The sequence below is a fragment of the Enterococcus hulanensis genome, assembly GCF_005405485.1.
Lineage (GTDB): Bacteria > Bacillota > Bacilli > Lactobacillales > Enterococcaceae > Enterococcus_A > Enterococcus_A hulanensis.
Genome location: NZ_BJED01000002.1, coordinates 144,394 through 169,206, shown reverse-complemented (window position 1 = coordinate 169,206; position 24,813 = coordinate 144,394). Strand labels below are relative to the sequence as shown.

Genomic DNA, 24,813 nt, shown 5'->3' with positions numbered 1-24,813 from the left:
ATACGTCTTAATCGTTTAAACAACAAGCTCGTCAAGCGTCATTTTTGCGCCCTTCCCATTGATAAAACCAAAGAAAAAGAAAGAGGAACATTAGTAAGGATAAAAGGATCAGCGCCGCTCCTCCAAACTGAATACTCATTAACGCGGTGGTGCCATTCGTTGTGAAATAACGCGTTATCAAGGGAACCAAACGAATCCCCCAAGAACAAGGAAAGAAAAACCAAATCGTCTCACCAAGCCCTGTCAGCAGTAAAGCACAGAGTAAAAGCTCGACTGTCGCAATCGAAAAATTGATATTTCGACCAAAACAAAGACCTAACCATAAATGAAAAAGATACTGAAAAAGCGAACAACACCAAACTACCCCCACAAGTAAAAAAATCAGCGAAGCGGGCAACGAATAATCTGAGAAAAATTGAGAAAGAATCAAATGATAGCCTACTCCGACAAATAAGCAGGAAAATAGACCAGGCAATATCAACAATAAAATTTTTGCCGTCAGAGCAATCGGTTTTGACGGGGCATTTAATAGAAAGAAACCGCTGCCTGCTTCAATTTCTTGATCAGAAATAATCGTAGTCAGCCATGCCGCAATTATCGGATAGATTAATGTCAGCACTTGAAAGAAATTGATCGTTAGCCCATTCGCTGGATACTTCGTTAATAGCTGATAGCCTAGAAAAATACTTATCCCCAGCGCTGGAATGATTAAATGCAATAAAAAGAACGAGCTCCTGCTCCCCTTCAAAATGTCGGCCTGCAAAGTACGTCTAAGCTGCTTCATGATAATATCCTCCACTGCTAAACCACTTGGTCGTTAAATAATAACTCCCGATAAATAGGATAATCGTGAAGATCACTCCCGGCACAATAACATTCGTATCATATAACGGACTCCCCGCTTCTAGCGGAACACCATTCGGATTGACGCCAATAATCGGAGCCATCAATCTTGGCGCGATGGCAAATGGCAGATACCACAGATCACCGCCAGCAATTGTTTGACTTGAGCAGAAGAAATTTAAAAAAATAATACTTAAAAAGGTAACGACCGAATGAAACCGATCAGCCAGAAACAAGCCCAAAGGTATTTGCCATACCCAAGTCACTGTTAAGATAATTCCAGCTGCGATCCCTCGCCAAATTGGATATTGTGCAGAAAATATTAGTCCAGAAAGCGTGGTGAGCCCAAAAACCAACCCATTCCCGAAGACTAAATAAAGCACTCCTGTCCAGATCTTCCCCTGCCAAATTTTGACTGGCGAAATCGGTAAAACATTAACATTAAAAAAAGATAGCCGCTTATCTGAATCAATCAGATTATTACAAATCAAGCCAACCACCATCGGCAGCAACAGCATATACCACCAGTTATAAGCCCCGATCTGTGTGAATTGCCCGCCCATCAAAAAAATCGCCATCAAACTCACCAAAAGCGGAAAGAGAACAATGCCTTTTCTTCCAAAACTGCGCTTGCCCTTCAGCAATTCTGCTCGAATAATTCTACCCATAATGCGCATCCTCCCCTAGCTGTTTTTCTCTTGCAACGTCCATAAAGAGTTTTTCTAGTGCTGCGCTATTTTCCGGCAGCTCCCCTTGATAGCCAAGTTGCCCATTAGCAATGATCCCAATCGTGTCCACCGTATTTTCTACCTCCGATAATATATGACTGGAAAGAATGACCGATATTCCTTGTGCAGGCAACGACCGGATTAATTCTCGCAAAGCCTGAATCCCTAGAGGGTCCAAGCCATTCGTTGGTTCATCCAAAATCAATAATTTAGGCTGATTCAATAGCGCTAAGGCAAGACCTAAGCGCTGCTTCATCCCCATTGAAAATTGCCGCGCCTTTTTCTTACCTGTGTTCTGTAAACCAACCAACGCTAAAACCTCTTCTATTCTTGATTCCGCTAAACCTAAAACAGTCGTCCGCACGAGCAAATTCTCCTGCGCGGTCAAATTTCCATAAAGCGGCGGACTTTCAATCAAAGCACCAATCTCAGCTAAATCTTTGCGCTGCCAAGGCTGACCTTTATAAATAATCTCTCCTTCTGAAGGTTTAATAAGTCCTGCGATCATCTTCAATGTCGTTGATTTCCCAGCACCATTAGCGCCTAAAAGACCATACACTTCATTTTCAGGAATTTCCAAAGACAAATTATTCACAGCCTTTTGCTTATAATAGGTTTTCGTCAAGTTTTTAGTGGTAATAATCATTTCTTTCATCATTCATTCCCCCTCGTTCTATCTTTAGTATGGAAAACAAATATAAGGAAACTATAAGGAAGGTTGAAATTAAAAAATTGGACGATCACAAAAGAATTTCTCGCTCTCTATCAAATCACTCATATAAATAAAATTTATCGTTACCCAAGGTTTTGACTATAAACCTTTCCTCCTTTTATACTTCGCTAGCAATCAAAATTTAGGAGGATTTATTTATGCTTACTGGTTTAAACCTATTGAATAATCCCTTTTTAAACAAAGGGACTGCTTTTACAAAAGAAGAACGTGCAAAATACGGCATCACAGGAATGCTTCCCAGCACTGTTCAAACACTGGAACAACAATCTGTTCAAGCTTATGGTCAATATCTAAGCAAACCATCTGATTTAGAAAAACGGATTTTCTTAATGAACGTGTTCAACACCAACCGGACATTGTTCTACAAATTAATGGGTCAGCACCTCGTTGAATTCATGCCAATCGTTTATGATCCAGTAGTTGCCGATTCGATCGAACAATACAATGAAATCTTTGTTGAACCGCAAGATGCTGCTTTTCTATCAATCGATGATCCAGCAAGCATCAAAGACAGCTTGAAAAACGCTGCGGATGGTCGCGACATTCGTTTGATCGTTGTTACTGACGCAGAAGGAATTTTAGGAATGGGCGACTGGGGTGTCAACGGTGTCGATATCGCCATCGGTAAATTAATGGTTTACACTGCCGCTGCTGGTATCAACCCTGCTCAAGTATTACCTGTATCGATCGACGCTGGTACAAATAACGAAGAATTATTAAACAACCCGCTTTACTTAGGTAACCGTCATGCCCGTGTCGAAGGCGACACTTACTATGACTTTATCGATCAATTTGTTGAAGCTGCTACAGAGCTTTTCCCTGAACTATTATTACACTGGGAAGACTTCGGACGTGGCAATGCCGCAAATATTTTAGAAAAATATCAAGACAAGATCACGACCTTCAATGATGACATCCAAGGAACTGGTATCGTCGTACTTGCCGGTGTTCTAGGTGGATTAAATATTTCGGGAGAAGCATTAAAAGACCAAACGATTTTAACCTTTGGTGCTGGAACTGCGGGTGTTGGTATCGCTAATATCCTATTAAAAGAAATGGTTCGTCAAGGAACTCCTGAAGAAGAAGCCCGCAAACACTTCTATCAAGTCGACAAACAAGGATTATTATTTGAAGATACAGAAGGATTAACTCCTGGACAAATTCCGTTTGCCAGAAAACGTGCTGAATTCACTAACAGCGCTGAACTAACAAACTTAGAAGCTGTGGTAAAAGAGATCCATCCAACAATTATGATCGGAACGTCTACTCAACCAGGTGCTTTCAGTGAAGCAATCATTAAAGACATGGCTGCACACACAGCTCGTCCAATTATTATGCCTTTATCAAATCCAACAAAACTAGCTGAAGCAACAGCAAAAGATTTGATCGAATGGACAGATGGCAAAGCATTGATCGGAACAGGAATTCCTGCCGACGACGTTGAATACCAAGGTGTAACTTATCAAATCGGGCAAGCCAACAATGCATTAATGTACCCTGGTCTAGGTTTAGGTCTGATCGCTTCAACTTCAACTCGCGTAAATGATGAAATTATTTCTCAAGCGAGCCGTGCGCTAGGCGGAATCGTCGATGTAACAAAACCAGGTGCATCCATCCTGCCCCCAGTAGCAAAAATCACTGAGTTCTCTCAAATTATCGCTGAAACTGTCGCAAAATCAGTTGTCGATCAAAAACTGAACCGTGAAGAAATCACTGATGTCAAAGCCGCTGTTGAAGCTGCAAAATGGCTGCCTGAATACAAAGACTAACGTTCAACCATTCATCCCTCTCTCAATGACTGGTTCATTAAATAAAAACAACTCTCTTATTTGCGGGAGTAGAGTATCATCTACTCCCTCTTTGCTTCAATCATCGCTTTATTAAAGAAAGGATCTTTTTAAAATGTCACAAAAAGAAACAACAACTGCGCTGCCAGTTGAAGAAAAAAAGACCGGTTTTTGGTCAACAAAAATTTCCGGCGTTAGCTTGCCAATCTATTTGATCATGGTCGTTGTGTTGATCGTGGCGATGGCTTTAGGCAAATTGCCAACAAATATGATCGGACCAATCGCGATCCTAGTTATTTTCGGGAACTTATTCCATTTTATCGGCAACAAAATCCCAATCGTCAAAAGCTACCTAGGCGGCGGATCGGTCTTTGCGATCTTTGCCTCTGCTGCGATTGCGACTTTTGGCATCTTGCCTGATGCAGTTGTTAAATCAACTGAAAATTTTGTCACCAACATGGGCTTCTTAGATTTTTATATCGCTGCCTTGATCACAGGTAGTATCTTAGGAATGAACCGTAAATTATTGATGAAGGCCTCTGTTCGTTTTATTCCTGTTGCTCTTATTTCTATGGTAGTTTCTTTCTTTGCTGTTGGACTTGTGGGGATGCTGATCGGTAACGGTTTTGCTAACTCGGTATTATACATCTCATTACCGGCTATGGCTGGCGGTGTTGGGGCCGGAGCTGTTCCGCTATCAACCATTTACGCGCATGTTTTAGGGACAGATGCCTCATCGATTATCTCCCGCTTAATTCCTGCAACAGCGATGACCAATGTTTTAGCAATTATTGGTGCTGCTCTAGTATCTCGCGCTGGTCAATCATTACCTAAATTAAACGGTAACGGGAAATTGATGGAAAAAGGCGATCTTGGTGATGGCAAACCTCGTGAAGTAAAACCGGATATTGCTCAGCTTGGTGTTGGCTTGATGGTGGCCTTGACGTTCTTCATTTTAGGTCAAATCTGCAACTTCTTCGTTCCAAAAATTCATGCGTATGCCTTCATGATCATCATCGTAGTTATTTGTAAAATTACGAATATCCTGCCTGAATACTATGAAGATGCAGCGATCATGTTCAATAATTTGATCGTTAAAAACCTAACTGCCGCTGTTCTTGCCGGTATCGGTATTGCTTTGTTGAACTTGAATGTTTTAGCCTCTGCTTTAACCTGGCAATTCGTTGTTTTATGCTTAACAAGTGTGGTTGTCATTTCACTTGTTTCTGGATTCGTCGGCCGTCTCTTCGGTCTATATCCAATCGAATCAACCATTACCGCTGGATTATGTAATAACTCAATGGGCGGAACGGGGAATGTTGCTGTATTATCTGCCGCTAACAGAATGGAATTGATTGCTTTTGCTCAAATGGGCAACCGTTTAGGCGGCGCGATCGTCCTAATCATCTCTGGCTTCTTGATGCAGCTGTTTTCATAAAATAAAACCGAGGACACAGATTACTTTCTCTTTTACGAAAGTATCTGTGCCCCCGGTTTTTTTCATTTTTTAATAAGAACAAGATCAGACACGGCAGTCGATAATTCAGCTGAAATTTATTCTATTACCTCTTTGCTTTCACGCATAAAGATCGCTGCGCCGATCGCACCAATCACAACAATTGCTCCAGCAACATAACAGATTTGGATCAAGCCTTTGTCGAAGGCATTAACGACGACCTTTTGCAGCTCGTGGGCAAACGGCGCCTTGCTTAACGCATCAGAAAACGCGATTTGATGACCGGAAAATGGTCCCGCTGTAATCAAGCCGTTGGTTAATTTTTCAGGCAAATGCATTGAGGAGGCATGTTGGTTTACCACATCTGCATAACGATTTGCTTCGACTAATCCTAAAATCACGACACCAAAACTTGTTCCAAATTGCCGAAAAACATTCAATAGACCTGATGCCATCCCCATCTCTTCAGGTGCGACACCTTCCAATCCGGCTGAGTTCAATACCGGATTCACGATTCCGTTGGCAATCCCGATCATAACAAGCGTTGGCCATAATTGCGCGTAGCCCATCGTCGGAGATAATTGACCGATCAAGAAGATAAAACCAGCCCCGCTGACTAATAAGCCAGCTACGATCATCCATTTTTTCGAGAATTTATTCCCAAGAATTCCTACGACCGGACCTAAAATCAACGACCAAACAGATAATGCCAATTGACGAATCCCCGTATCAAAGGCTGACCAGCCAATATAGTTTTGCATCAATACGGTTAAATAGGTATTGAAGGCATAGATTCCTGAACCTAATGCAAACGCGACTAAAACGGACCCGATAAAATTGATATTCTTGAACATCTTTAAATTCATCATTGGATTTTCAACTTTCGCTTCAACGAAGATAAACAAGGCTAAAAATACAACAGCTAAAACTAACCAGCCGCCAACCTTTGGATCTGTCCATGCCAAATTAATATGGGTTTCTTTTTGGATCAAACCATAAATCGCGCTGAATAATGCAGCAGCGGATAAAATCATCCCGATAAAATCGATTTTCTGATCTTTCCCATAACTTGGCGTTTCATTGACAAAACGAATCGTCATCAAAACGGCAATAATACCGATTGGTAAATTGATAAAAAAGATCGATTCCCAACCAAAAGCATCCACTAACAGACCGCCAACTAATGGACCTGAAGCAGAAGATAAACCAATCACTGAGCCTAAAATACCCAAGGCCAGTCCGCGCTGTTTGCCATCAAAGTTCGATGCGACCAATGCCATTGATAAAGACATCATCCCTGCACCGCCGATGGCTTGAATGCCGCGGCCAATATCTAAAATTAATAATGAAGGTGCAAAACCGTTTACCACAGAAGCAATTACAAATAAGATCAAGCTGGCCAAGAAGACTTTCTTGCGACCATACATGTCACCCATTTTTGATACGATCAATAATGTGACCGCAAAAACTAACGTATAAGCATTCAAAACCCATTGCAATTGAGTAAAAGGCTCATTAAAAGCCTTTTGCATAGTCGGCAACGCTACGTTTACCACTGTAACGTCCAACAATCCCATGAAGACGCCTAAAGACATCGCAACTAATGAGAACCATTTTTTTAAAGAATTTTCCATAAACTATTCGCACTCCTACTATCTATAACTATCAATCTGCTGATCGCAACCAGTTATTTCCGATCAGCGATTTGTTTCTTGATCCAGCTTAATTTTGTTTTAGCGATTTGGATATCCAGCTCATACGCCTCGCCCAAAATCCGAAAGCGTTCTGCATTTTCTGGAAAACGCGCCTGATGGTCCGCCATATCCTCTTGCGCCTTTTGATAAAATTCCAAATCCTTTTCGATAAACAACCGAAATTCCTCTAAAATGTCCAATTGTTCAATGAGGGTGACGCTGTCTAACGAACGCAATTTGAAATGAATCATGTCATTGCGCTTCGCATCCGAAGGTATTTTTTCTTTCATTAATTCAATAAAACGATCAACGCCTTTTGTGGTAATATGCCACAACTTCATCTTGCGCCCTTCTTCATGCATCATCGAAGTGACAAGTCCCTCTTTTTCTAACCTTTCTAATGAAGGATACAGCACACCGCTGGAAACTTTACGCATCGGCTGCAAAGCCGACCCAACGATTTTTTGCAGCTTATAACCAGTTTTATCCCCACTGATCAATGACCCTAAAAGCAATAAATCATACATGATGTCCTCCCCTCCGACAAAACTGCATAAGTCTTTTAGATATATTGACTTGCTAATTATAGGTCTTTTAGATAGGTTGTCAAGAAAGAACACTTCGTAATAAAAAAACTCCATTGGATAAAATAAGCGGCTGTTCTGCACCTATTCTTCCCAATGAAGTTTTTTTGTTTAAAATTATTTTGACTTCTATAAAAGTCATTTTCCTGCTTATTACACTAAAGAAATGACTTCTTCACTTTCTAGATCGAAAAAGTGTGCCTTACTGATATTAAAAGCTAGTTCAACGATTGCGCCAGGTTCATGGAAATCACGCGCATCAACACGGGAGATAAATTCAGTATCACCAGTTTTAGTATACAGCATCGTTTCCGCACCCAATAATTCCGAAACCATGACATTTGCTTTAACAGTCGAATCAATTGCCGCCTCAATAGCGATCGGCTCGGTATGGATGTCTTCCGGACGAATGCCAAAAATCACCTCTTTCCCTTCGTAGCCTTTTTCTACTAAAACTTTGTTCTTACCTTCTGGCACACGTAACCGTAAATCTTTTCCATCAGTAATATACCCCTGCTCTAATCTTACTGGGAAGAAATTCATCGCCGGCGAACCAATAAACCCTGCAACGAATTTATTTTTCGGCGAATTATAAACCTCCTGCGGTGTCCCAATCTGCTGGATAAACCCGTCCTTCATAATCACAATGCGATCCGCCATCGTCATTGCTTCTGTTTGGTCATGCGTTACATAGATTGTTGTCGTATTTAATCGACGATGCAGTTTGGCGATCTCCGCACGCATCGCCACTCGAAGCTTTGCATCCAAGTTAGATAAGGGTTCGTCCATTAAGAATACTCTTGCATCACGAACAATTGCGCGGCCCAGCGCAACCCGTTGGCGTTGTCCTCCTGAGAGTCCAGAAGGTTTGCTTTGTAGATATTCAGTTAAACCTAGTATTTCAGCCGCATTTTCTACTCGATCTTTTATTTCAGCTTTTTCAAATTTTCTCAATTTTAAACCGAACGCCATATTATCAAAGACTGTCATATGAGGATACAGCGCGTAGTTTTGGAAAACCATCGCAATATCCCGATCTTTTGGTGCAACATCATTCATTAGGGTGTCGCCAATTTTGAATTCACCTTCAGAAATATCTTCCAATCCAGCGACCATCCGTAATGTCGTTGATTTCCCACAACCAGAAGGACCAACAAAAACAATAAACTCACGATCCTTAATCTGTAAATTAAAGTCTGTGACAGTATAATTTTCATTGCCTTCGTATTTTTTATAAATGTGATTTAACTCTAATTCAACCATTTTCCATCTCCCGTTTCTTTTTGGTTTCTGGCGTTCTCTACGCTTATCTTATTTGTTTACTGATTTATTTTCTTCAAGACATGACCAAAAAGAAAACATCTTTTCGCTTCCAGAAATTTCTCTCAAGAGTATCAGCGTAGAATCCATCAAAACAAAAACCTTCCTAATTGCTAGAACTGTCCAAAACCATCAAGTGATAGAGTCCGTTGATTTCAGCCAGCTTCTTCAAATCGCATTTCGGTTCGCGCTCATATGTCAACAGTCCATTAATTTCTTGTTCAACATCACTTAACTGTGTATAGCAAAAGCCCCAAAGACTTTGTGATGCAAAAACAGCTTCCATTACTCGGCGATACTCGCGTAAAAATTCTTCTTCGTTTTCCGCTGAGGTATAGCCCCAGCCAGGTTGACCAGAAACGTCAAAACCGATGCCGCCAAATTCCGTTAATAAAATCGGCTGGTTTTGATATGAAAAACCGTTAGCAAAGATCGGCCATGGAGTGGAACGTCTGGTAATCAGTTTTTCAACCGTTGACAAACTGTCTTTGAAATAAAGGTATTTTTCTTTCTCTTCTTCTTCCCCATGTGCGTAATTATGAATCGCGACGATATCGGTATCGGTCAATGCCCACCCGTCATTAGAAATTACCAAGCGAGTGCGATCCAACGATTTGATGTAATGGTACATTGTTTGAGTATAGTGCTGCTGCTGGCGGTCGAAAGAAATATTCGGCACTCCCCAGCTTTCGTTCACTGGTACCCAAGTAATAATCGACGGATGATTATAATCACGACGGATAATATCAGACCATTCTCTTACTAAACGTTCCGCTGAATCATGATTGTAAACAGCTGGCGCCGCACATTCACCCCATACAATAAAACCAAGCTGGTCTGCCCAATAAAGGAAGCGCGGATCTTCTACTTTTTGATGTTTACGGCAACCGTTAAAACCCATTTCCTTCGCTAACTCGATATCCTTGATAAAATCCGCATCAGTTGGGGCCGTCAATAAACCGCTCGGCCAATAGCCCTGATCCAAAACTAATTTCTGGTAATAAGGCTTATTGTTTAAAAAGACCATTCCATCTTCTGTGTGTACTTTACGCAATCCAAAATAGCTGGATACTTTGTCTTCCGTCTGTCCCTCTGTGATCAGGCGGAATGTTACGTCAAATAAATTCGGTTTTTCTGGCGTCCAAGTCCATCCTTCACTGTGATAGTTTGTTCGGAAAATATGATTTTGAATCAGTTCTACGTCAAAAATATTTCTTTTTGACACAACATCAACCGTTCCAGATGCGATTGGAATTTCTCCATAGCTAATCTCATAATTTAGTGAAGCTTTCGGATGAACCGCAGGAAATTCCACATCAAATGAAACTTTTCCTTCATCAAACAACGGAGTGATCCGAACATCCTTGATATAATTCATAGGAACGATCTCTAGCCAAACCGTTTGCCAAATACCGGTAGAGTTCGTGTACCAGATTCCCCGAGATTTATCCTCCCAAAACTGTTTGCCGCGAGGAATCGTTTCATCGTAATGGCTATCAAATGCTCGAACACTGACTTCTTGTGTTGCATCTTCGTTCAACTGATCCGTAATATCAATTGAAAAGCTAGTATTCCCACCAATATGGTGACAGACGTGCTGCGCATTGACATAAACATCTGCTTCATAATCTACCGCACCAAAATGAAGAATCACTCGTTCGTTCGTTGCTGGTTGAATCGCAAACGAACGCTTATACCAAACGATGTCATGAGGTGTCCGATCATTGATCCCGCTCAACTCCGATTGATAAACAAACGGTACATTGATTGTGCTATCCAGCTGCTTATTGGCAAACCACTTTTCATGCTTTCCTTGATTATCGTCATCAAAGGAAAATTGCCATTCACCATTTAAATTCAACCAAAAATCCCTTACAAATTGCGGACGTGGATATTCATTTCTATTCATTCTCTACTCCTAATCTTGCTCAACCAGTCTGACTGTTTAAGCGTATACTTTTATTTTTTGCCAGCAAGATCACTGCCGCCGACATTCCTAAAATTAAACTAATCACATCAAAAATCATGTAAGAAAAAAACGCTTGGATCAGTAGAACAACACCAATTGAGGTAATTACCTGATCGTCTTTAATGTATTTTTGACTAGCAATCAAATTGAACAATCCCAAACCAATCAACAAAGTGCCAAAACCACAAACAAACAAAAAAGCATTACCAAATAGTGCGTTCATTCCATGATATTGAGTGCTGAAGCTGCTGCTATTATTCTGAGCAAAAAATTCTTGATAGATCCCATAGAACATAATCGTGATGAGGCCATCTATTATTTGCCAAATGCCCATTATCTTTATCAATGTTCGTTCTTTTTTTCGACTCATGTTCTTATCCTTTCACTCCGGCTGAAAGCGACATTGACTGCAAGAAATATTTCTGTGCAAAAAGATATAGGATGAACGTCGGAATAATCGCGATCAAGGCTCCCGCCATCAACAAACCAGGTTTGACATCATACATCCCCTGCAGCAATTGTAGTCCTGCTGTGATCGGCATCCGCTCAACATCATTGAAGACGATTGACGGCCACAAGAAATCATTCCAAGAACCTGTAAAGGAGAACAATGCAACAACTAATAAAACTGGCTTAATTAACGGCAGAATAATTTTAGTGAAGATAGTAAATTCTCCTGCCCCGTCAATTTGTGCCGCTTCATCAAAGTCCTTTGGTATGTTGTCCATAAACTGCCTTACCAAAAAGATATTGAAAACACCTGCTGCACCCGGCACAATCATCGCCATTGGTGTATTCACCCAGCCAAAAATATCGACGATCTTATATAATGGAATCAAATTTACCACTGATGGAAACATCATCGTTACTAATAAAAAGGAGAACAATAGATTTTTTCCCTTAAAATTCAAACGGCTGTATGCAAAAGCTGAAAAAGAAACGACAAATAGTACCAATAGTGTATGAACAACTGCAATAAACATCGAGTTCAAGAACCATCTCAGTAACGGTGCGCTGGTATTATTGACTAGCAGGTTTGAATAATTGCTCAATACCCATTCTGCTGGCATGATTTTAAAACCGCTAGTCATAATTTCTCCATGAGATTTAAAGGATGTGAAAAAGCCATAGAGCAATGGCAGTATCCAGATAATTGCCATGATAAATAAAAATAGAAAAGCAACGATTTTTGTAACTGGTTTTTTCTTCATTTTACTTTTCCTCCTAATCCTTATTTCTCAACAAAACAAATTGCACAGCAGAGACAACCATAATACATAAACCTAAAATCACTGCTAAAGCCGAAGACATCCCAGCGATCGACTGCCCAGACCCAAAGGCATTTTGCTGAATATACATCAAAAGCACTCGCGTCGAATCATTCGGCCCGCCTTTTGTTACCATCAACGGCTGACCATAAACATTGAATTGGGAAATAGTCGTCATCACAACGGTATATAATATCTGGCCTTTGATAGCAGGCAATGTAATCTTGAAAAATTTCTGAATTGAAGTCGCGCCATCAATATCGGCCGCCTCATAAAAGTCCTTCGATATTCCATTCAGTGCTGCTTGGTAAATGATCATATTTCCGCCGATTACCCACCAAACCGTTACTACGACTAGAGTGATCCAAGCATAGGGTTGAATTCCTACCCAAGGAATATCCGTTCCTAACAAATGATTGATCGGTCCAAAGCTGACGTTGAACATCATTGTCCAAAGAATCGCTACTGCCGAGATTGCAAACAATGATGGTAAATAAAACAGTGATTGAAAAACTTTCCAAAATTTTGGCTTAGCGTTCAATGCAGCAGCCAACAATAATGGAACGATAATACAAAATGGTACGGTGAAGATAACGAATAATACGGTGTTCTTAAGACCGATTCGCAGCTGCTCATAAAAAATCGAATCTTGATTAAATAGTATTTCTTGATAATTGGACAGTCCTACAAATTCTGGAGTACCGACAAGATCCCAATCAGTAAAGGAAACGATCACCCCGAAAATCGAAGGAATTAGAAAGAAGATAAAAAAGATAATTAGGTGCGGGGCTAAAAATAACCAAGGTTTTATTGCTACCTTCATCGGCTTTTTTCCCTTAGCCTTTTCGGCAACTGACATCATAGTGAGTTCATCCTTTCATATTACGAAAGAAAAAGCGTGGTCTCGGTTTAAAGACCGTCTCTACCTTGACCACGACTTTTTCTTATTTATTGGTTTTGTCTTTTGCGATTTTTTCCTTCACTTCTTTTTCCATTCCAGAGGTAAAATCTTTGATTGATTTTTTACCAAAAACGGTATCAAAACCATTTGTTTCCAGATATTCTGAAACATATCCGTTGTATTTGTATTCAAAAATCGTCAATGTTTCCCGTTCTTTCGGATCATTGATATAAAGTGATTGCGGCATTTTTTGATATTCTTCATTTTCTATAATGTCTAACGATGCAGGGTTTTGTCCTGCTTTAGCCCATTCCAGCGAATTTGTCCGCAACCAATCAATGAACTCCATGATTCCCTGAGTTTTTTCGTCTATACGTTCATCGTTTTTAAACATCACAAATTGATGAGAAGAAGACCAGTTGACCGCTTTGCTTAAATCATCTGATACTTGCGGTGAATTCGTGAAGCCCCAGTCAAATTCTGCCTCATTAACTGTATTTTGAGCCCAGATTCCTTCAGGTAAGAAGATTGATTTACCAGATACGAAAATTTGTGTGGCATCTTCTCCGTCTTTATTTGTGATTCCAGATTCATAAAGATCACGCCATATACCGATTGAATCTTTTGAAGCTGGTGTATCTAAAGTTGGATCCACACCATTTTCGGATAGTTGACCGCCGTTTTGCTTCAATAGTGAAAGGAAATTTGGTTTCACCCACGTTACCCCAATCGCAGCAATTTTATCTGCTTTTGCTTTTTTACCCGCTTCTTTAATTTCATCAAAGGTCACAATATTGTCATCTAATGCAGTCGGACAATATTTTTTTACAAGCTCTTTATTGTAATAGGTCCCCCAAGAATGAATATCTAGTGGTAAGCCGTAGCGCTCACCATCGAGTTCACCCATATCCCATGCTGCTTCTACATAGTTTTCGCCTTTTATGTCTGAATAATCTCCTAGCACATCATCATAAGTGATCAACATATCGCTGTCTTTGTATTGTTGGATTCGTTCTGCATGTACAATATTTAAGTCAGGAATATTCTTGCCGGAACTAACAACGGTCGGAATTTTTTTATACATATCGATTTCTTTCATCGCAACATTCTTAACTTTATATTCTGGATTGGTATCATTGTATTCGTTGATCATTTTCTTGATGTTTTCACTATCCGCACCAGTAAATGGATTCCAAAAAACAATTTCCTTTTTGTTTTTCGCTGAAGAGCTGCTGGAAGACCCTCCCCCGCCACATCCTGCAAGCATACCTAAACACACACCTGCGACGATTACTAAACTTGCTAACTTTGATACTTTCATTCGTCATCCTCCTTTTTTACTAATAAGTTAATTTTCTTTATATATTCGATAAAATACAATTAACCTATTTGTCAATCACTAAATATTTTTTTGTTCTGAAATGAAAATACCACGGAGGGAAAGCGCTGTCAACGCTATATTATATAACTATATCAAATAAAACATTTTAGTTAAACCAAATATATGGTATACTAATTTAGCGAACAATCAATTTAACTTTTTAGTTAAAAGGAGGTTATTATGGAACTTGATTTGAGTACTTATTCATTACCTGTTCTTGAAGCACTCGCGAGCAAGACCAGAATCAATATTTTATTGTTTATCGGAAATAATAAAAAAAGTATCGGAGAGATCGCTCAAAACCTAAAACTTAGCAACGCGATCGTGACCAGACATGTACAGCAGATGGAAGACGCAGGATTGTTAGGCTCTGAAAGAGGAATTGGTACTAATCGCAACAAAAAACTTGTTTATCTAAAAGTCGATAATATTCATCTCTCGTTTCCTGAAAAAGTTTATCAAGAATACAAATCCTACCAAACAAATCTGCGTTTGGGACATTTCACCGACTTCCATGTAGAACCAACATGCGGACTAGCTACACCAAAAGACATCGTTGGATTAACCGACGAACCAAAATATTTTATGGATGAAAAACGTGTGGATGCGGCTTTACTGTGGTTTAATAATGGATTTGTCGAGTACAAGATTCCTAATATGCTCCAAAAAGATGAAGTTCCAGAAATGTTGGAACTCAGCTTTGAAATTGCTTCGGAATTTCCTGTTTCAAATAACGTTTGGCCGAGTGATGTTTCTATCTTTATCAATGATAAAAGGGTGGCAGTTTATACGATCCCTGGAAATTATTCTGACACTAGAGGTCGATATACTCCGCTTTGGTGGGGAGACGAGTTCAGTCAATATGGTTTATTGAAGCACCTTCGAGTAAATAAATTAGATACTGGTATTGATGGTCAGCCCTATTCTGAAGTTTCCATTGATGAATTAAACCTACACGAGCAGGAATTCATTAAATTACGCTTTGAAATTGAGACTGACGCGAAAAACAAAGGCGGCCTAACCTTATTTGGCAAAGGATTTGGCAACCACGATCAAGATATAAAGATCAACCTTTACTATCGAGAGAAGAAATGACGATCTATAAATAGAAAAGCGCAGAAACGAAATTCGTTTCTGCGCTTTTTAATCTTGCAACAAACTCATCAATTCAAATCCGGTATTAACCTTCGAATAAATCGAACAAACCACAAATAATCGTTTTCCAGCAAATTCTGTTTTTTTGAATCGTCTTGAGGAGGCCGGTATATGGTGATGCCCATGGATCGCCCCGATGATCGTATATTTTTCAAACAGCTTTTCTATTTTCGGTTCTTCACAAATATAGTCTTTGTTATAGGCCTCGCTTGTCTCTGGCAACAAACTCAATTCATTGAACAATGGTGCATGAGAAACAATCACAGTAGGGATCTCCGTGTCCTCGCCTAATAGTTTTTCTAACGATTTCAAAATATATTGCTGCTGCGCATTTTTTCGTTTTACTAATGCTACTGGGATCGTAAGCCCAATATAACGAATGCCTTCATGAATCAGGCTGGCATTATTCAGCAAACTCATTTTAGGAAAACGAGCAGCAAGCTCTGTTTTAACTACCTCATAAAACGGATGATCTCCCGTTGGTAATAAATACCAAGCCTCATCTGGATCTTGCAGTAATTCTTTGAACCATTCATAGTTGAAAAATGGCCGCCATTTATCCCACTGCTCGTCTGTTCGGTCGGTTGTTTCTGGCAAAATATCGACTAACTCGTGCCCGCCAATGACATAAACGCCTGCGATTTCTTCATCACGAACATGCGAATCTGAGACATCCCCCGCTAAAATATTAAAATGGCGATTAAGAAATGGTAATTTCCCATCTTTTGCATGAATATCAGAAACTACATTGATCAGATTGCGATTTTCAGCAGAATGAACATTTTTGAAATATTTTTCTGCCTCGTCTGGATGAACGCTGTGAGCGATATAATTTTCTCGCAGCCGCGACAGCTCCTCACCGTATTCCGAGCGCAACAACGGTTGGGTATTTACAATTGCAGAGTCAGCGGCAACCAGCGCATTTTCGATCCCCGATTTCACTTCTTGCGGCAATAAGGATAAAGCAGAATCAATATCAGAATGAATCGTTAGACCTTGTTCGATTAGCTGCTGGTCCTGTCCCGCTGATTCTAACAACTGGACTTCCTTTCCATCGATCATCAGTGGTAATGAATTCGCAAGCTGAACAACAAAGTTCAAATACTCAGAAAGATATCCGGCAATCCCGGTTTTAACATTCTCACTAAACAGAAATTTACCGGCAAGGTTGGCTGACAACGGACCCGTTTCATCATGCTGCATCAGACGTCCGGCAACTTGAATTTCCAATAGCGGATTTTGCATGATCGCATTATAAGCCTGCTTCACCTCAAATGATTGTTCATCGACTCGATTGCCTGTTACTTGAAAGATGCTTAACGTTAAATATTTCTCAACGGTCGTCTGATGTAACTCGATATAGCGTCGGATCTCTTCTGGATGAAGCAAGTACTGAATTGCGGCTCGCTGAATATAGTTCCGAGCGGTATCATAAGGAATCGCCGAATAAACAAGATCGCCTTTTGAGGAGATCGCCATCGAATGATTTCTCGTATTGTAAGTCAATTGAAAGTAATTATTTTTAAAAACAGTCTTATTGACTGGACGCCGCTTATTTTCTGGATAAAGCTCGATCCGCTCAGCCAAAGCCTGCGGCAATGCAGTTTTCATCGGTAAAGAAAGGTCTTGCCTGCTTACCATCAAATCTTTTTCATTTTTCTTCGATTTCATCAAAGCACCTCTATTTTAAAGAGAATTCGCCTTCTCTTTACGTACATTTATATAATATGTTCATTATAGCGTTTATCCTTGTTTTGAGCCTAATAAATTTCAAATTCAAGAGAAATTTTTAGCAAACAGCTCTTCGATTTATTAAAAAAAGAAATAACAAGCAACATGTACTATTAATTATTTCACTTTGCTATAAATAATTGACGAGCAGGATTTTGCTTTCAATGTTAGCATAGCAGCAGAAAGGGATGGGATATTTATGGAACTAGTCATCGGAAATGAGATTACAGCATTTAATTGCTACGGAGAAAAAGTAACCGGCATCATTGAGCAGATCTATGTCAATACAATAATAGTCGGAACAAATACGATGAAATATGTATGTCCTATAAAACAACTTACTGAATAGCAAAAGGCAACGTACGGATTGATGTACGTTGCCTTTTTTGCTTAATAAGAGTTTGTTTAACCGAGTAAAATCACTCCTACTCAATCACAGCTTCTTCAACTTTCTCACTGGAAAGTTTTCGTTGGACAAACTTAACGATTTCAACAATCGGGATAATCGAGAAGGATGCTCCAGTAACTACTCCCCATTGCGTGCCGTTTAGCGATGCTACTCGGAAAATATCGTTGAGTCCTGGAACGAGAATGATCACACCCATTAAGGCAAAAGAAAGCAGGATTGCCCAATTGAAGGTTTTATTACGGAAAGGACCCACTTTGAAAATAGACTGTTTTACCGACTTCACATTGAAGGCGTGAAATAGCTGCATAAAGCCAAGCGTAGCAAAACACATAGTGAGTGCATCTGCGTGTTGCAAATTGTACAGCGCTTGAGCCGAAAGTTCCGGCATGTTCAGTGCTGTATGCGCTGGGTTTTGAATGGCGAACCAGTAAACAAATAGTGTAAGCCCGCCTTCTAATATCCCCTGATAAATGATACTGCTGAAAACACCGCCGGAAAATAGATTCGAGCTTCGTCCTCTCGGCTTATGGCTCATTAAATCTTTTTCGGCCGGTTCCATTCCTAAAGCGATCGCCGGAAAAGTATCCGTAACCAAATTGATCCATAATAAATGAATCGGCAGCAGTGTATCCCAAGCAAACAATGTCGCGATGAACAACGTCAACACTTCTCCTAAATTCGCTGCTAATAGATATTGAACTGTTTTTTGAATATTAGAGAAAACTTTTCGCCCTTCCTCAACCGCTACAACGATCGTAGCAAAATTATCATCTGCCAAAACCATATCGGAAGCACCTTTAGATACTTCTGTCCCAGTGATTCCCATACCGATACCGATATCGGCTTGTTTTAACGACGGCGCGTCATTGACACCGTCGCCAGTCATCGCTACTACTTTTCCTTCTTGCTGCCAAGCTTTTACGATTCGAACTTTATGCTCAGGCGACACACGGGCATAGACAGAGTAGTTATAAACCTGCTTCGCAAATTCTGCATCACTCATCTCGTTTAGTTCTGCACCTGTTAAGACAGCGTTGGAATTACCAGCATGGATGATCCCCAAACGAACCGCGATTGCTTCAGCAGTATCTTTGTGGTCACCCGTAATCATAATTGGCCGTATCCCCGCTTCTTTAGCCATTCTTACTGCTTCGGCCGCTTCTTTTCGTTCCGGATCGATCATTCCAACTAAACCAGCAAAGCAAAGGTCCGTTTCAAGTACCTCTGAGGTTAATTCTTGCGGCAGTTCCTCCATGTATTTGAAGCCCATTGCCAGTACTCGCAACGCTTGCTTAGCCATATCCGCATTGTTAAATAAGATTTCATTCCTTTGTTTCTCATTCATCAACACTTCTTGTCCATCCACATAAACACGAGTTGTTCGTTGAATCAGTACATCTGGCGCTCCTTTTACTGCGACTAAATATTTCCCATTAGCAAGTTGATGCACTGTGCTCATCAGTTTTCGGTCCGAATCAAAAGGCAGTTCTCCCACACGCGGTTCTTTTTCCAAACAGCTTTTTATATTAAATTTCTGATCGATCCCAAATTGGACCAATGCTGTTTCTGTCGGATCACCGATCAAGGTCCCATCTTGAGCAATTTTTGTATCGTTCGCATAATTCATGATCTTTAACGATAGATTTTCAGTGCCAATCACAGATTTAGCTGATTTTTGCTGGAAATCATCATACAATTTTTCAACAGTCATTTGATTTAGAGTCAACGTTCCGGTTTTATCAGAAGCGATAATATCTGTACTTCCTAGTGTTTCGACTGCCGGCAATTTACGAATAACCGAATTGCGCTTGGCCATCACTTGCGTTCCTAATGCTAAAATAATCGTGACAATCGCTGGTAGTCCCTCAGGAATAGCAGCTACCGCTAATGAAATAGACGTCAGCAGCATATCGACAAAAGAAGTGCCATTGATCAACGTTCCAACAATAAACATAATTACCGCAATTGCTATAATGGCCATTGTCAAAAACTTGCCTAGATCATTCAGATTATTCTTCAGCGGAGTTTCTGTTTCATCCGCTTGGGCTAACATATCCGCGATTTTTCCCACTTCTGTACTCATTCCAGTGTTCACGACCACGCCTTTACCGCGACCATATGTAACATTGCTATTTGAAAAAGCCATGTTGACGCGATCACCGATACCAATATCTCCTGCTGGCAAGACCATCGTTGTCTTTTCCACTGGCACGGATTCTCCTGTTAAGGCCGCCTCTTCAATTTTTAATGATGCTGCCTCCAGTAATCGTATATCTGCTGGGACGACATCTCCCGCCTCCAACAACACGATATCTCCTGGCACCAGTTCATCACTTTTGATGGATAAAGTGTGTCCATCTCTTAAAACATTGGCGTTCGGCGTCGACATTTGTTTTAATGCCTCAATGGCTTGTTCAGCCTTCGCTTCTTGAAAGACACCCATCAGCGCATTAATGATTACTACTAATAGAATAATGACCGAATCGACAATTTCATGTGAGACAACAGCCGAAATGATCGCAGCTGCTAGTAACACTAAAATCATAAAATCTTTAAATTGCTCCACAAATTTCATGAATAAGCTTTTCTTTTTTCCTTCAGCTAATTCATTTTTCCCATATTCTGTCAGACGCTTTTGCGCCTCACTCCCGCTCAATCCCTCAACCGAGGAGTGCAAATTAGTTAAGACGACCTCTGAAGGCTCCGCATAAAAATCAGTCGTACTTTGTTTTTTATTCAACTCTGTCATATGATCCTCCCGTTTTTTCTTAAAAAAGAAGACTTGCGTATAATTTATATCAAATACACAAGTCTTACTATTCAATCCCACACCGAATATTATTTTCTCAAAATATGGATCGCAAAGCCGCCAAATTCTCCAGCTAAATAAATATTTTTTAATTTGCCTTCCTCATCGTAAGCAGCTGTATCCAGATTGAAATCCAGACCTTTTCCCTTGAGCTCCTCCACCGCATTTTCTAAATCTGGTGTTCTCATAGCGATATGTCCATTTTTCCCTAAAAAAGGACTTCTCATACATTCAAAATAATCTCCGGCAAATTCTGATTTTTGTCCGTGACGCGCTGTTAAATTAAAAATACTACTTAACAGAGCAGCCAGCTCCTCTGCTTCCTTTGTATTTTCTGTATTTATTCCAATATGTTCTAACTCAAACTTGTTTGTCATTGTCGCACCTCTTTCTTTTTTACATAGGGAACATGATTAATGATCCAACGGTCAAAGCAATCAATCGAATAAAATACTGAGGTATCGTAAATATCCAAAATTCTTTCGCTGAATATTTTCCGTACCCTAAAATCATGGCAGGCATCCCATCAATAGGAAGAAAGTGTCCACACCAGCCGGAAATTACGATCGCACAAGCGGCTGCTGTAGGATCTAGACCAAGATTTGAACAGACGGCAATAGCCAACGGTGTAAACACATACACTGTCCCAATTGTCGATCCTGTTAACGTAGCAAGCAGGCTGGTTAAAATACAGAAAGCAAAAATCATCAAGAACGGATTGATATTTGTTCCCAACATGCCGGCTACTGTTTCACCGACTAAGTTTGTTAGTCCGGTACTTCCCAAAGCATCTGCCACACCAATAACACCCGCTGACATTAAAATGATCGGCGCACTGATTGCATCGCGAATTTCTTTAAAGTCCAGTACCTTAGTAACTAAAATCACTGCTACCGACAGACCGGCCATCGCATAACCGGCATCGCCTATTCTGCTTTGCAGCAACATCCCTACCACCGCAAAGACAAAGGCGCCATAGGTCACATTCTGTTTCCATTTCGGCAATAAAGAAGCGGTTTCATTTACAACTGAGTCCGTTTCTTCTTCATCCTCATCTTTGATGGGGTGATCCGGCAAGAATTTATATTGAATGACACAGTTCAGTAAAAAGCCAAGTGATAAGAATAAATTGACAATAGCAAATTTAAAAACGGAAACATTTATTGCCTGTCCTGCGGCTCCAAGAACAGCCGTCACGATTCCAAACTGCAACGCGGTATTAAACGGAATCAGTGGATGATTCGCAGCAAACCCGGCAGTCATAATTACTTTTGAAGGGGGCAATTTTTTACTGTAAGGCAGAGTAGAAAGCAAACCAATCGTCAACACGTAATAGGCAGTCGAACCTGTCCCGAACATGCTGCAACCCAGCATAACAACTAAAATAATCAGCATGTATGATTTAAAGCCGCCTTTATTCGCCATAGAGAACATAGCTCTTTTGAACACGACAATAAAATTGGTTTTCTGTAATGCTGCAATAATAGCCATAAACTCAGCTAACATTATGATGGTCGAATTTGAAAACCCGGCAAAAGCACCCTTAATATCAGTAATTCCAAATATAACTAACAAAATACAAGCAAATAATGGTGGTGCACCAAATGGTAGTTTTTCAATCATTATTAAAACAATCATTAGTGCTGTGATTGCCAAAGCAATAATCATTTGAATAGTCATAGTATCCTCCTATGCTTTTTTTAGATCGCTAACAAGCAGATAGGAGAATATAGTCTTCATATAAAAAGACTATATTCTGTTCTCCGCAGCAAGTCATAATTTCGCATTTCTCAAAAAATCGTTCCCTAGTTTATCCCAATTACTTCATGCCCTTAGCTTTATTTTCCTCTAAAACTTTTTTGATTGCTTCGATTCCTTCTTCAGGGATTTGATTAAATGGTGCACGACAAGAACCTACATTGTGTCCTAATAAACGAGTCGCAGTTTTCACGATCGTATTAGGATTGCCGTATTTAAAGCAAGCTCTGAAGCTTTGAATGCTCTCATTAGCTTTTTTCGCTTCCTCGATTTTTCCTTCAACGAACAAATCGTAGATAGAAGCCATCGTTTGAGGATACACATTCGCACAACCGGCGATACCGCCCGTTCCGCCAGCTAAGAGCGTCCAAATAATCAATTGGTCATTACCGGACAAGGTATAAAATTTCCCGTTTTGTTTCTTTTTGCCTGCATCGATATAGCCTAGAATATTCGCAAAATTCCCGCTAGAATCTTTGGCTCCAATAATATTTTCAATTTCTGCTAAACGTCCTACTGTTGCAGGAGCGATCGCATTGCCTGTCCGTGCCGGAATATTATATAAAACAATCGGCATATCCACCGCTTCAGCGACTGTTTTATAGTGTGTGTAAAGTTCCTCCTGACTCGCTGCAGCGAAACTTGGTGTGATCAGCGAAAGAACATCTGCACCTGCGGCTTGAGCCATCTTGCTTTGTTCAATCGTTTCTTTAGTAGAGAGTGTTCCAGTCCCTGCATAAATCGGAACTCGTCCATTACACTGGTCTACTACTGTTTCAAGAACTGATTTTTTTTCCTCAGCAGTCAGAATGTAGCCCTCGCCATTGGTTCCAAATGGAAAAATACCATGGATGCCATTTTCGATCATACGCTCAACTTGTGCACGAAGCTCTTCTAAGTTAATACTTTCATCCTCATTCATTGGGGTTAAGATCGGAGTAATGATCCCTTTCAATTCTGTTTGTTTCATTCAACTCGCTCCTTTAGATTTTTTTATTTTTTCGTTAAGCTGCTAAGAATGCGTTAACATTTTGCTGATTAGCTATTTATCGACGCCTTCGCCAGAGGTTGGATTATACAACCCTTCTGCTTCTCGCTTTTTACCAAACAGCTCTTCGACAGTGAAACGGGTATATTTTACACAAAGTCGATTCTTATAAGCGTAAACTAAGTGCAAAACACCTTTACTGTCTTGATAAAGCGTTGGATACTCATGCTGAGAATTATTGGTTTTATTCTCACTGCCGATGTATCCTTCAGCTGGTTCAAGAATACGACCGATTGGCCAAGTTTTTCCAAAATCCTCTGACACTGAAACCACTACTGGATTCCGCAATCCCGGCCATGTAACCTTGCCGAATTCTGCATTATTTGCGGCGTTCATATTATACGCTAAGGCAATCTCTCCCGACTCCAACTTGATAGCACTGATACTTGCATTATTATTGGGTAAAACAGTAGCGATAGGAACACTCCAGTTATCACCAAAGTCATAAGATTCACTTAGATAAACATGATCCGCAAAACGGCTGCGCATAAATGCGACCAGGTGCCCATCCGCTACTTCTACAACATTTGCGTGAACTCTGCCATTACTCTCAGGCATTCGGACGGCCTTCCATGTTTTACCTTGATCATCAGACAATTGAAATTCCGTCGGGTCATTAGTTAATCCGTCTGGCGAATCTTCACACAGCCATGTACTAAATAACCAGCGTCCATTACTCAAAACTTGAATAGCTTGTCGAGAGAATGTTCCTTCATTAGCAAATAATACTTCTGGTTCTCCCCATGTCATCCCTTCGTCACTCGATTTTTGAACCATGATGATCGAGGTGAACTGCATATTATCTTTGCCTTCTTGACGACTTAATTGCGAAGTATAGATCAGCCAGATTTCTCCATCCGGCGCCCTAAAGAAAGCGGGGTTTTGCTCGCTGCGATCTTCCCCTTTAGATACAGTTACTGGCACTGACCAAACTTGAGCTTCTGGATCTAACTTAGATACAACAATCGAAATATCTCCACTGCCTTCAAAGCTGCCGGCAAACCAAGCACATAATAGTCCGCCATCTTTGGTTTCAATCAAGGCTGGTGCATGGGCAGTTTGGTTTCCACCAGTTGGTATTAGTCCAAAATCTACATTTAAAAATTCATCCCGATACACTACACCATTTGGTTCGGATGTTCTTACACGTGGTAAGTCTGTATTCATTTTTTATCCTCCTTATTATGTTTCATTAAGCAATCGATCCAAAAATATTGTCATATGACTATTTAAACTAAA

General features: G+C 40.3%; 20 protein-coding genes. 3 read left to right on the top strand and 17 right to left on the bottom strand.

All coding sequences use genetic code 11. The features are described from left to right. Nucleotides 1-31 precede the first annotated feature (31 nt). The 3 genes from FFR60_RS03395 to FFR60_RS03385 are packed head-to-tail and all read right to left on the bottom strand — an operon-like array spanning nucleotide 32 to nucleotide 2,226. Entirely contained in the window at nucleotides 32-784 is a 753-nt protein-coding gene (locus FFR60_RS03395; protein WP_137663019.1) for a lantibiotic immunity ABC transporter MutG family permease subunit, read from the bottom strand. Beyond that, nucleotides 771-1,511: a lantibiotic immunity ABC transporter MutE/EpiE family permease subunit gene (locus tag FFR60_RS03390; RefSeq protein ID WP_137663018.1), complete on the bottom strand. Its 741-nt coding sequence runs from the start codon at nucleotides 1,509-1,511 to the stop codon at nucleotides 771-773. Before FFR60_RS03390 ends, FFR60_RS03395 begins: the two co-directional genes overlap by 14 nt. Beyond that, a complete protein-coding gene (locus tag FFR60_RS03385; RefSeq protein WP_137663130.1) occupies nucleotides 1,504-2,226 on the bottom strand; it encodes a lantibiotic protection ABC transporter ATP-binding protein in 723 nt (240 codons plus the stop codon). Before FFR60_RS03385 ends, FFR60_RS03390 begins: the two co-directional genes overlap by 8 nt. A 215-nt stretch (nucleotides 2,227-2,441) precedes the next feature. On the opposite strand from FFR60_RS03385, the gene FFR60_RS03380 reads away from it, so the two are divergent. Both FFR60_RS03380 and FFR60_RS03375 read left to right on the top strand, forming a co-directional pair. Next, nucleotides 2,442-4,073, top strand: a complete 1,632-nt coding sequence (locus tag FFR60_RS03380; protein ID WP_137663017.1) for a malolactic enzyme — start codon at nucleotides 2,442-2,444, stop codon at nucleotides 4,071-4,073. Nucleotides 4,074-4,206: 133 nt separating this feature from the next. Continuing rightward, complete coding sequence (locus FFR60_RS03375; protein WP_137663016.1) at nucleotides 4,207-5,529, top strand: 2-hydroxycarboxylate transporter family protein; 1,323 nt, start codon at nucleotides 4,207-4,209, stop codon at nucleotides 5,527-5,529. 116 nt (nucleotides 5,530-5,645) lie between these two features. Here FFR60_RS03375 and FFR60_RS03370 read toward each other — a convergent pair whose 3' ends face one another. The 8 genes from FFR60_RS03370 to FFR60_RS03335 all read right to left on the bottom strand — a co-directional run bounded on the left by FFR60_RS03370 (nucleotide 5,646) and on the right by FFR60_RS03335 (nucleotide 14,604). Beyond that, nucleotides 5,646-7,181, bottom strand: coding sequence for an MFS transporter (locus FFR60_RS03370; RefSeq protein WP_137663015.1), 1,536 nt, complete (start codon nucleotides 7,179-7,181; stop codon nucleotides 5,646-5,648). Between the two features lie 53 nt (nucleotides 7,182-7,234). Further along, on the bottom strand, nucleotides 7,235-7,768 hold the full coding sequence (locus tag FFR60_RS03365) for a PadR family transcriptional regulator (RefSeq protein ID WP_137663014.1): 534 nt from the start codon (nucleotides 7,766-7,768) through the stop codon (nucleotides 7,235-7,237). Between the two features lie 210 nt (nucleotides 7,769-7,978). Further along, a complete protein-coding gene (locus tag FFR60_RS03360) occupies nucleotides 7,979-9,088 on the bottom strand; it encodes an ABC transporter ATP-binding protein (RefSeq protein ID WP_137663013.1) in 1,110 nt (369 codons plus the stop codon). 163 nt (nucleotides 9,089-9,251) lie between these two features. Beyond that, a complete protein-coding gene (locus FFR60_RS03355; RefSeq protein WP_137663012.1) occupies nucleotides 9,252-11,054 on the bottom strand; it encodes a glycoside hydrolase family 2 protein in 1,803 nt (600 codons plus the stop codon). A 19-nt stretch (nucleotides 11,055-11,073) separates the two neighbouring features. Next, a complete protein-coding gene (locus FFR60_RS03350; RefSeq protein ID WP_137663011.1) occupies nucleotides 11,074-11,484 on the bottom strand; it encodes a hypothetical protein in 411 nt (136 codons plus the stop codon). A 4-nt stretch (nucleotides 11,485-11,488) separates the two neighbouring features. Further along, nucleotides 11,489-12,325 (bottom strand): carbohydrate ABC transporter permease, encoded by an 837-nt coding sequence (locus tag FFR60_RS03345; protein WP_137663010.1) that lies wholly within the window; start codon nucleotides 12,323-12,325, stop codon nucleotides 11,489-11,491. A gap of 13 nt (nucleotides 12,326-12,338) precedes the next feature. Further along, nucleotides 12,339-13,205: a carbohydrate ABC transporter permease gene (locus FFR60_RS03340; protein WP_137663129.1), complete on the bottom strand. Its 867-nt coding sequence runs from the start codon at nucleotides 13,203-13,205 to the stop codon at nucleotides 12,339-12,341. Nucleotides 13,206-13,326: 121 nt separating this feature from the next. After that, a complete protein-coding gene (locus FFR60_RS03335) occupies nucleotides 13,327-14,604 on the bottom strand; it encodes an extracellular solute-binding protein (RefSeq protein WP_137663009.1) in 1,278 nt (425 codons plus the stop codon). Between the two features lie 240 nt (nucleotides 14,605-14,844). On the opposite strand from FFR60_RS03335, the gene FFR60_RS03330 reads away from it, so the two are divergent. Continuing rightward, a complete protein-coding gene (locus FFR60_RS03330) occupies nucleotides 14,845-15,759 on the top strand; it encodes an ArsR/SmtB family transcription factor (protein ID WP_137663008.1) in 915 nt (304 codons plus the stop codon). 48 nt (nucleotides 15,760-15,807) lie between these two features. Here FFR60_RS03330 and FFR60_RS03325 read toward each other — a convergent pair whose 3' ends face one another. The 6 genes from FFR60_RS03325 to FFR60_RS03300 all read right to left on the bottom strand — a co-directional run bounded on the left by FFR60_RS03325 (nucleotide 15,808) and on the right by FFR60_RS03300 (nucleotide 24,741). Next, nucleotides 15,808-17,490, bottom strand: a complete 1,683-nt coding sequence (locus tag FFR60_RS03325; RefSeq protein WP_137663007.1) for a metallophosphoesterase family protein — start codon at nucleotides 17,488-17,490, stop codon at nucleotides 15,808-15,810. 485 nt (nucleotides 17,491-17,975) lie between these two features. After that, complete coding sequence (locus FFR60_RS03320; RefSeq protein ID WP_137663006.1) at nucleotides 17,976-20,708, bottom strand: cation-translocating P-type ATPase; 2,733 nt, start codon at nucleotides 20,706-20,708, stop codon at nucleotides 17,976-17,978. An 89-nt stretch (nucleotides 20,709-20,797) separates the two neighbouring features. Further along, nucleotides 20,798-21,145, bottom strand: coding sequence for a VOC family protein (locus tag FFR60_RS03315; RefSeq protein WP_137663005.1), 348 nt, complete (start codon nucleotides 21,143-21,145; stop codon nucleotides 20,798-20,800). A gap of 19 nt (nucleotides 21,146-21,164) precedes the next feature. Beyond that, entirely contained in the window at nucleotides 21,165-22,448 is a 1,284-nt protein-coding gene (locus FFR60_RS03310) for an SLC13 family permease (protein ID WP_137663004.1), read from the bottom strand. A gap of 139 nt (nucleotides 22,449-22,587) precedes the next feature. Further along, nucleotides 22,588-23,496: a 4-hydroxy-tetrahydrodipicolinate synthase gene (dapA, locus tag FFR60_RS03305; protein ID WP_137663003.1), complete on the bottom strand. Its 909-nt coding sequence runs from the start codon at nucleotides 23,494-23,496 to the stop codon at nucleotides 22,588-22,590. A 72-nt stretch (nucleotides 23,497-23,568) separates the two neighbouring features. Continuing rightward, nucleotides 23,569-24,741: a sialidase family protein gene (locus tag FFR60_RS03300; RefSeq protein ID WP_137663002.1), complete on the bottom strand. Its 1,173-nt coding sequence runs from the start codon at nucleotides 24,739-24,741 to the stop codon at nucleotides 23,569-23,571. Between the last annotated feature and the right edge of the window lie 72 nt (nucleotides 24,742-24,813).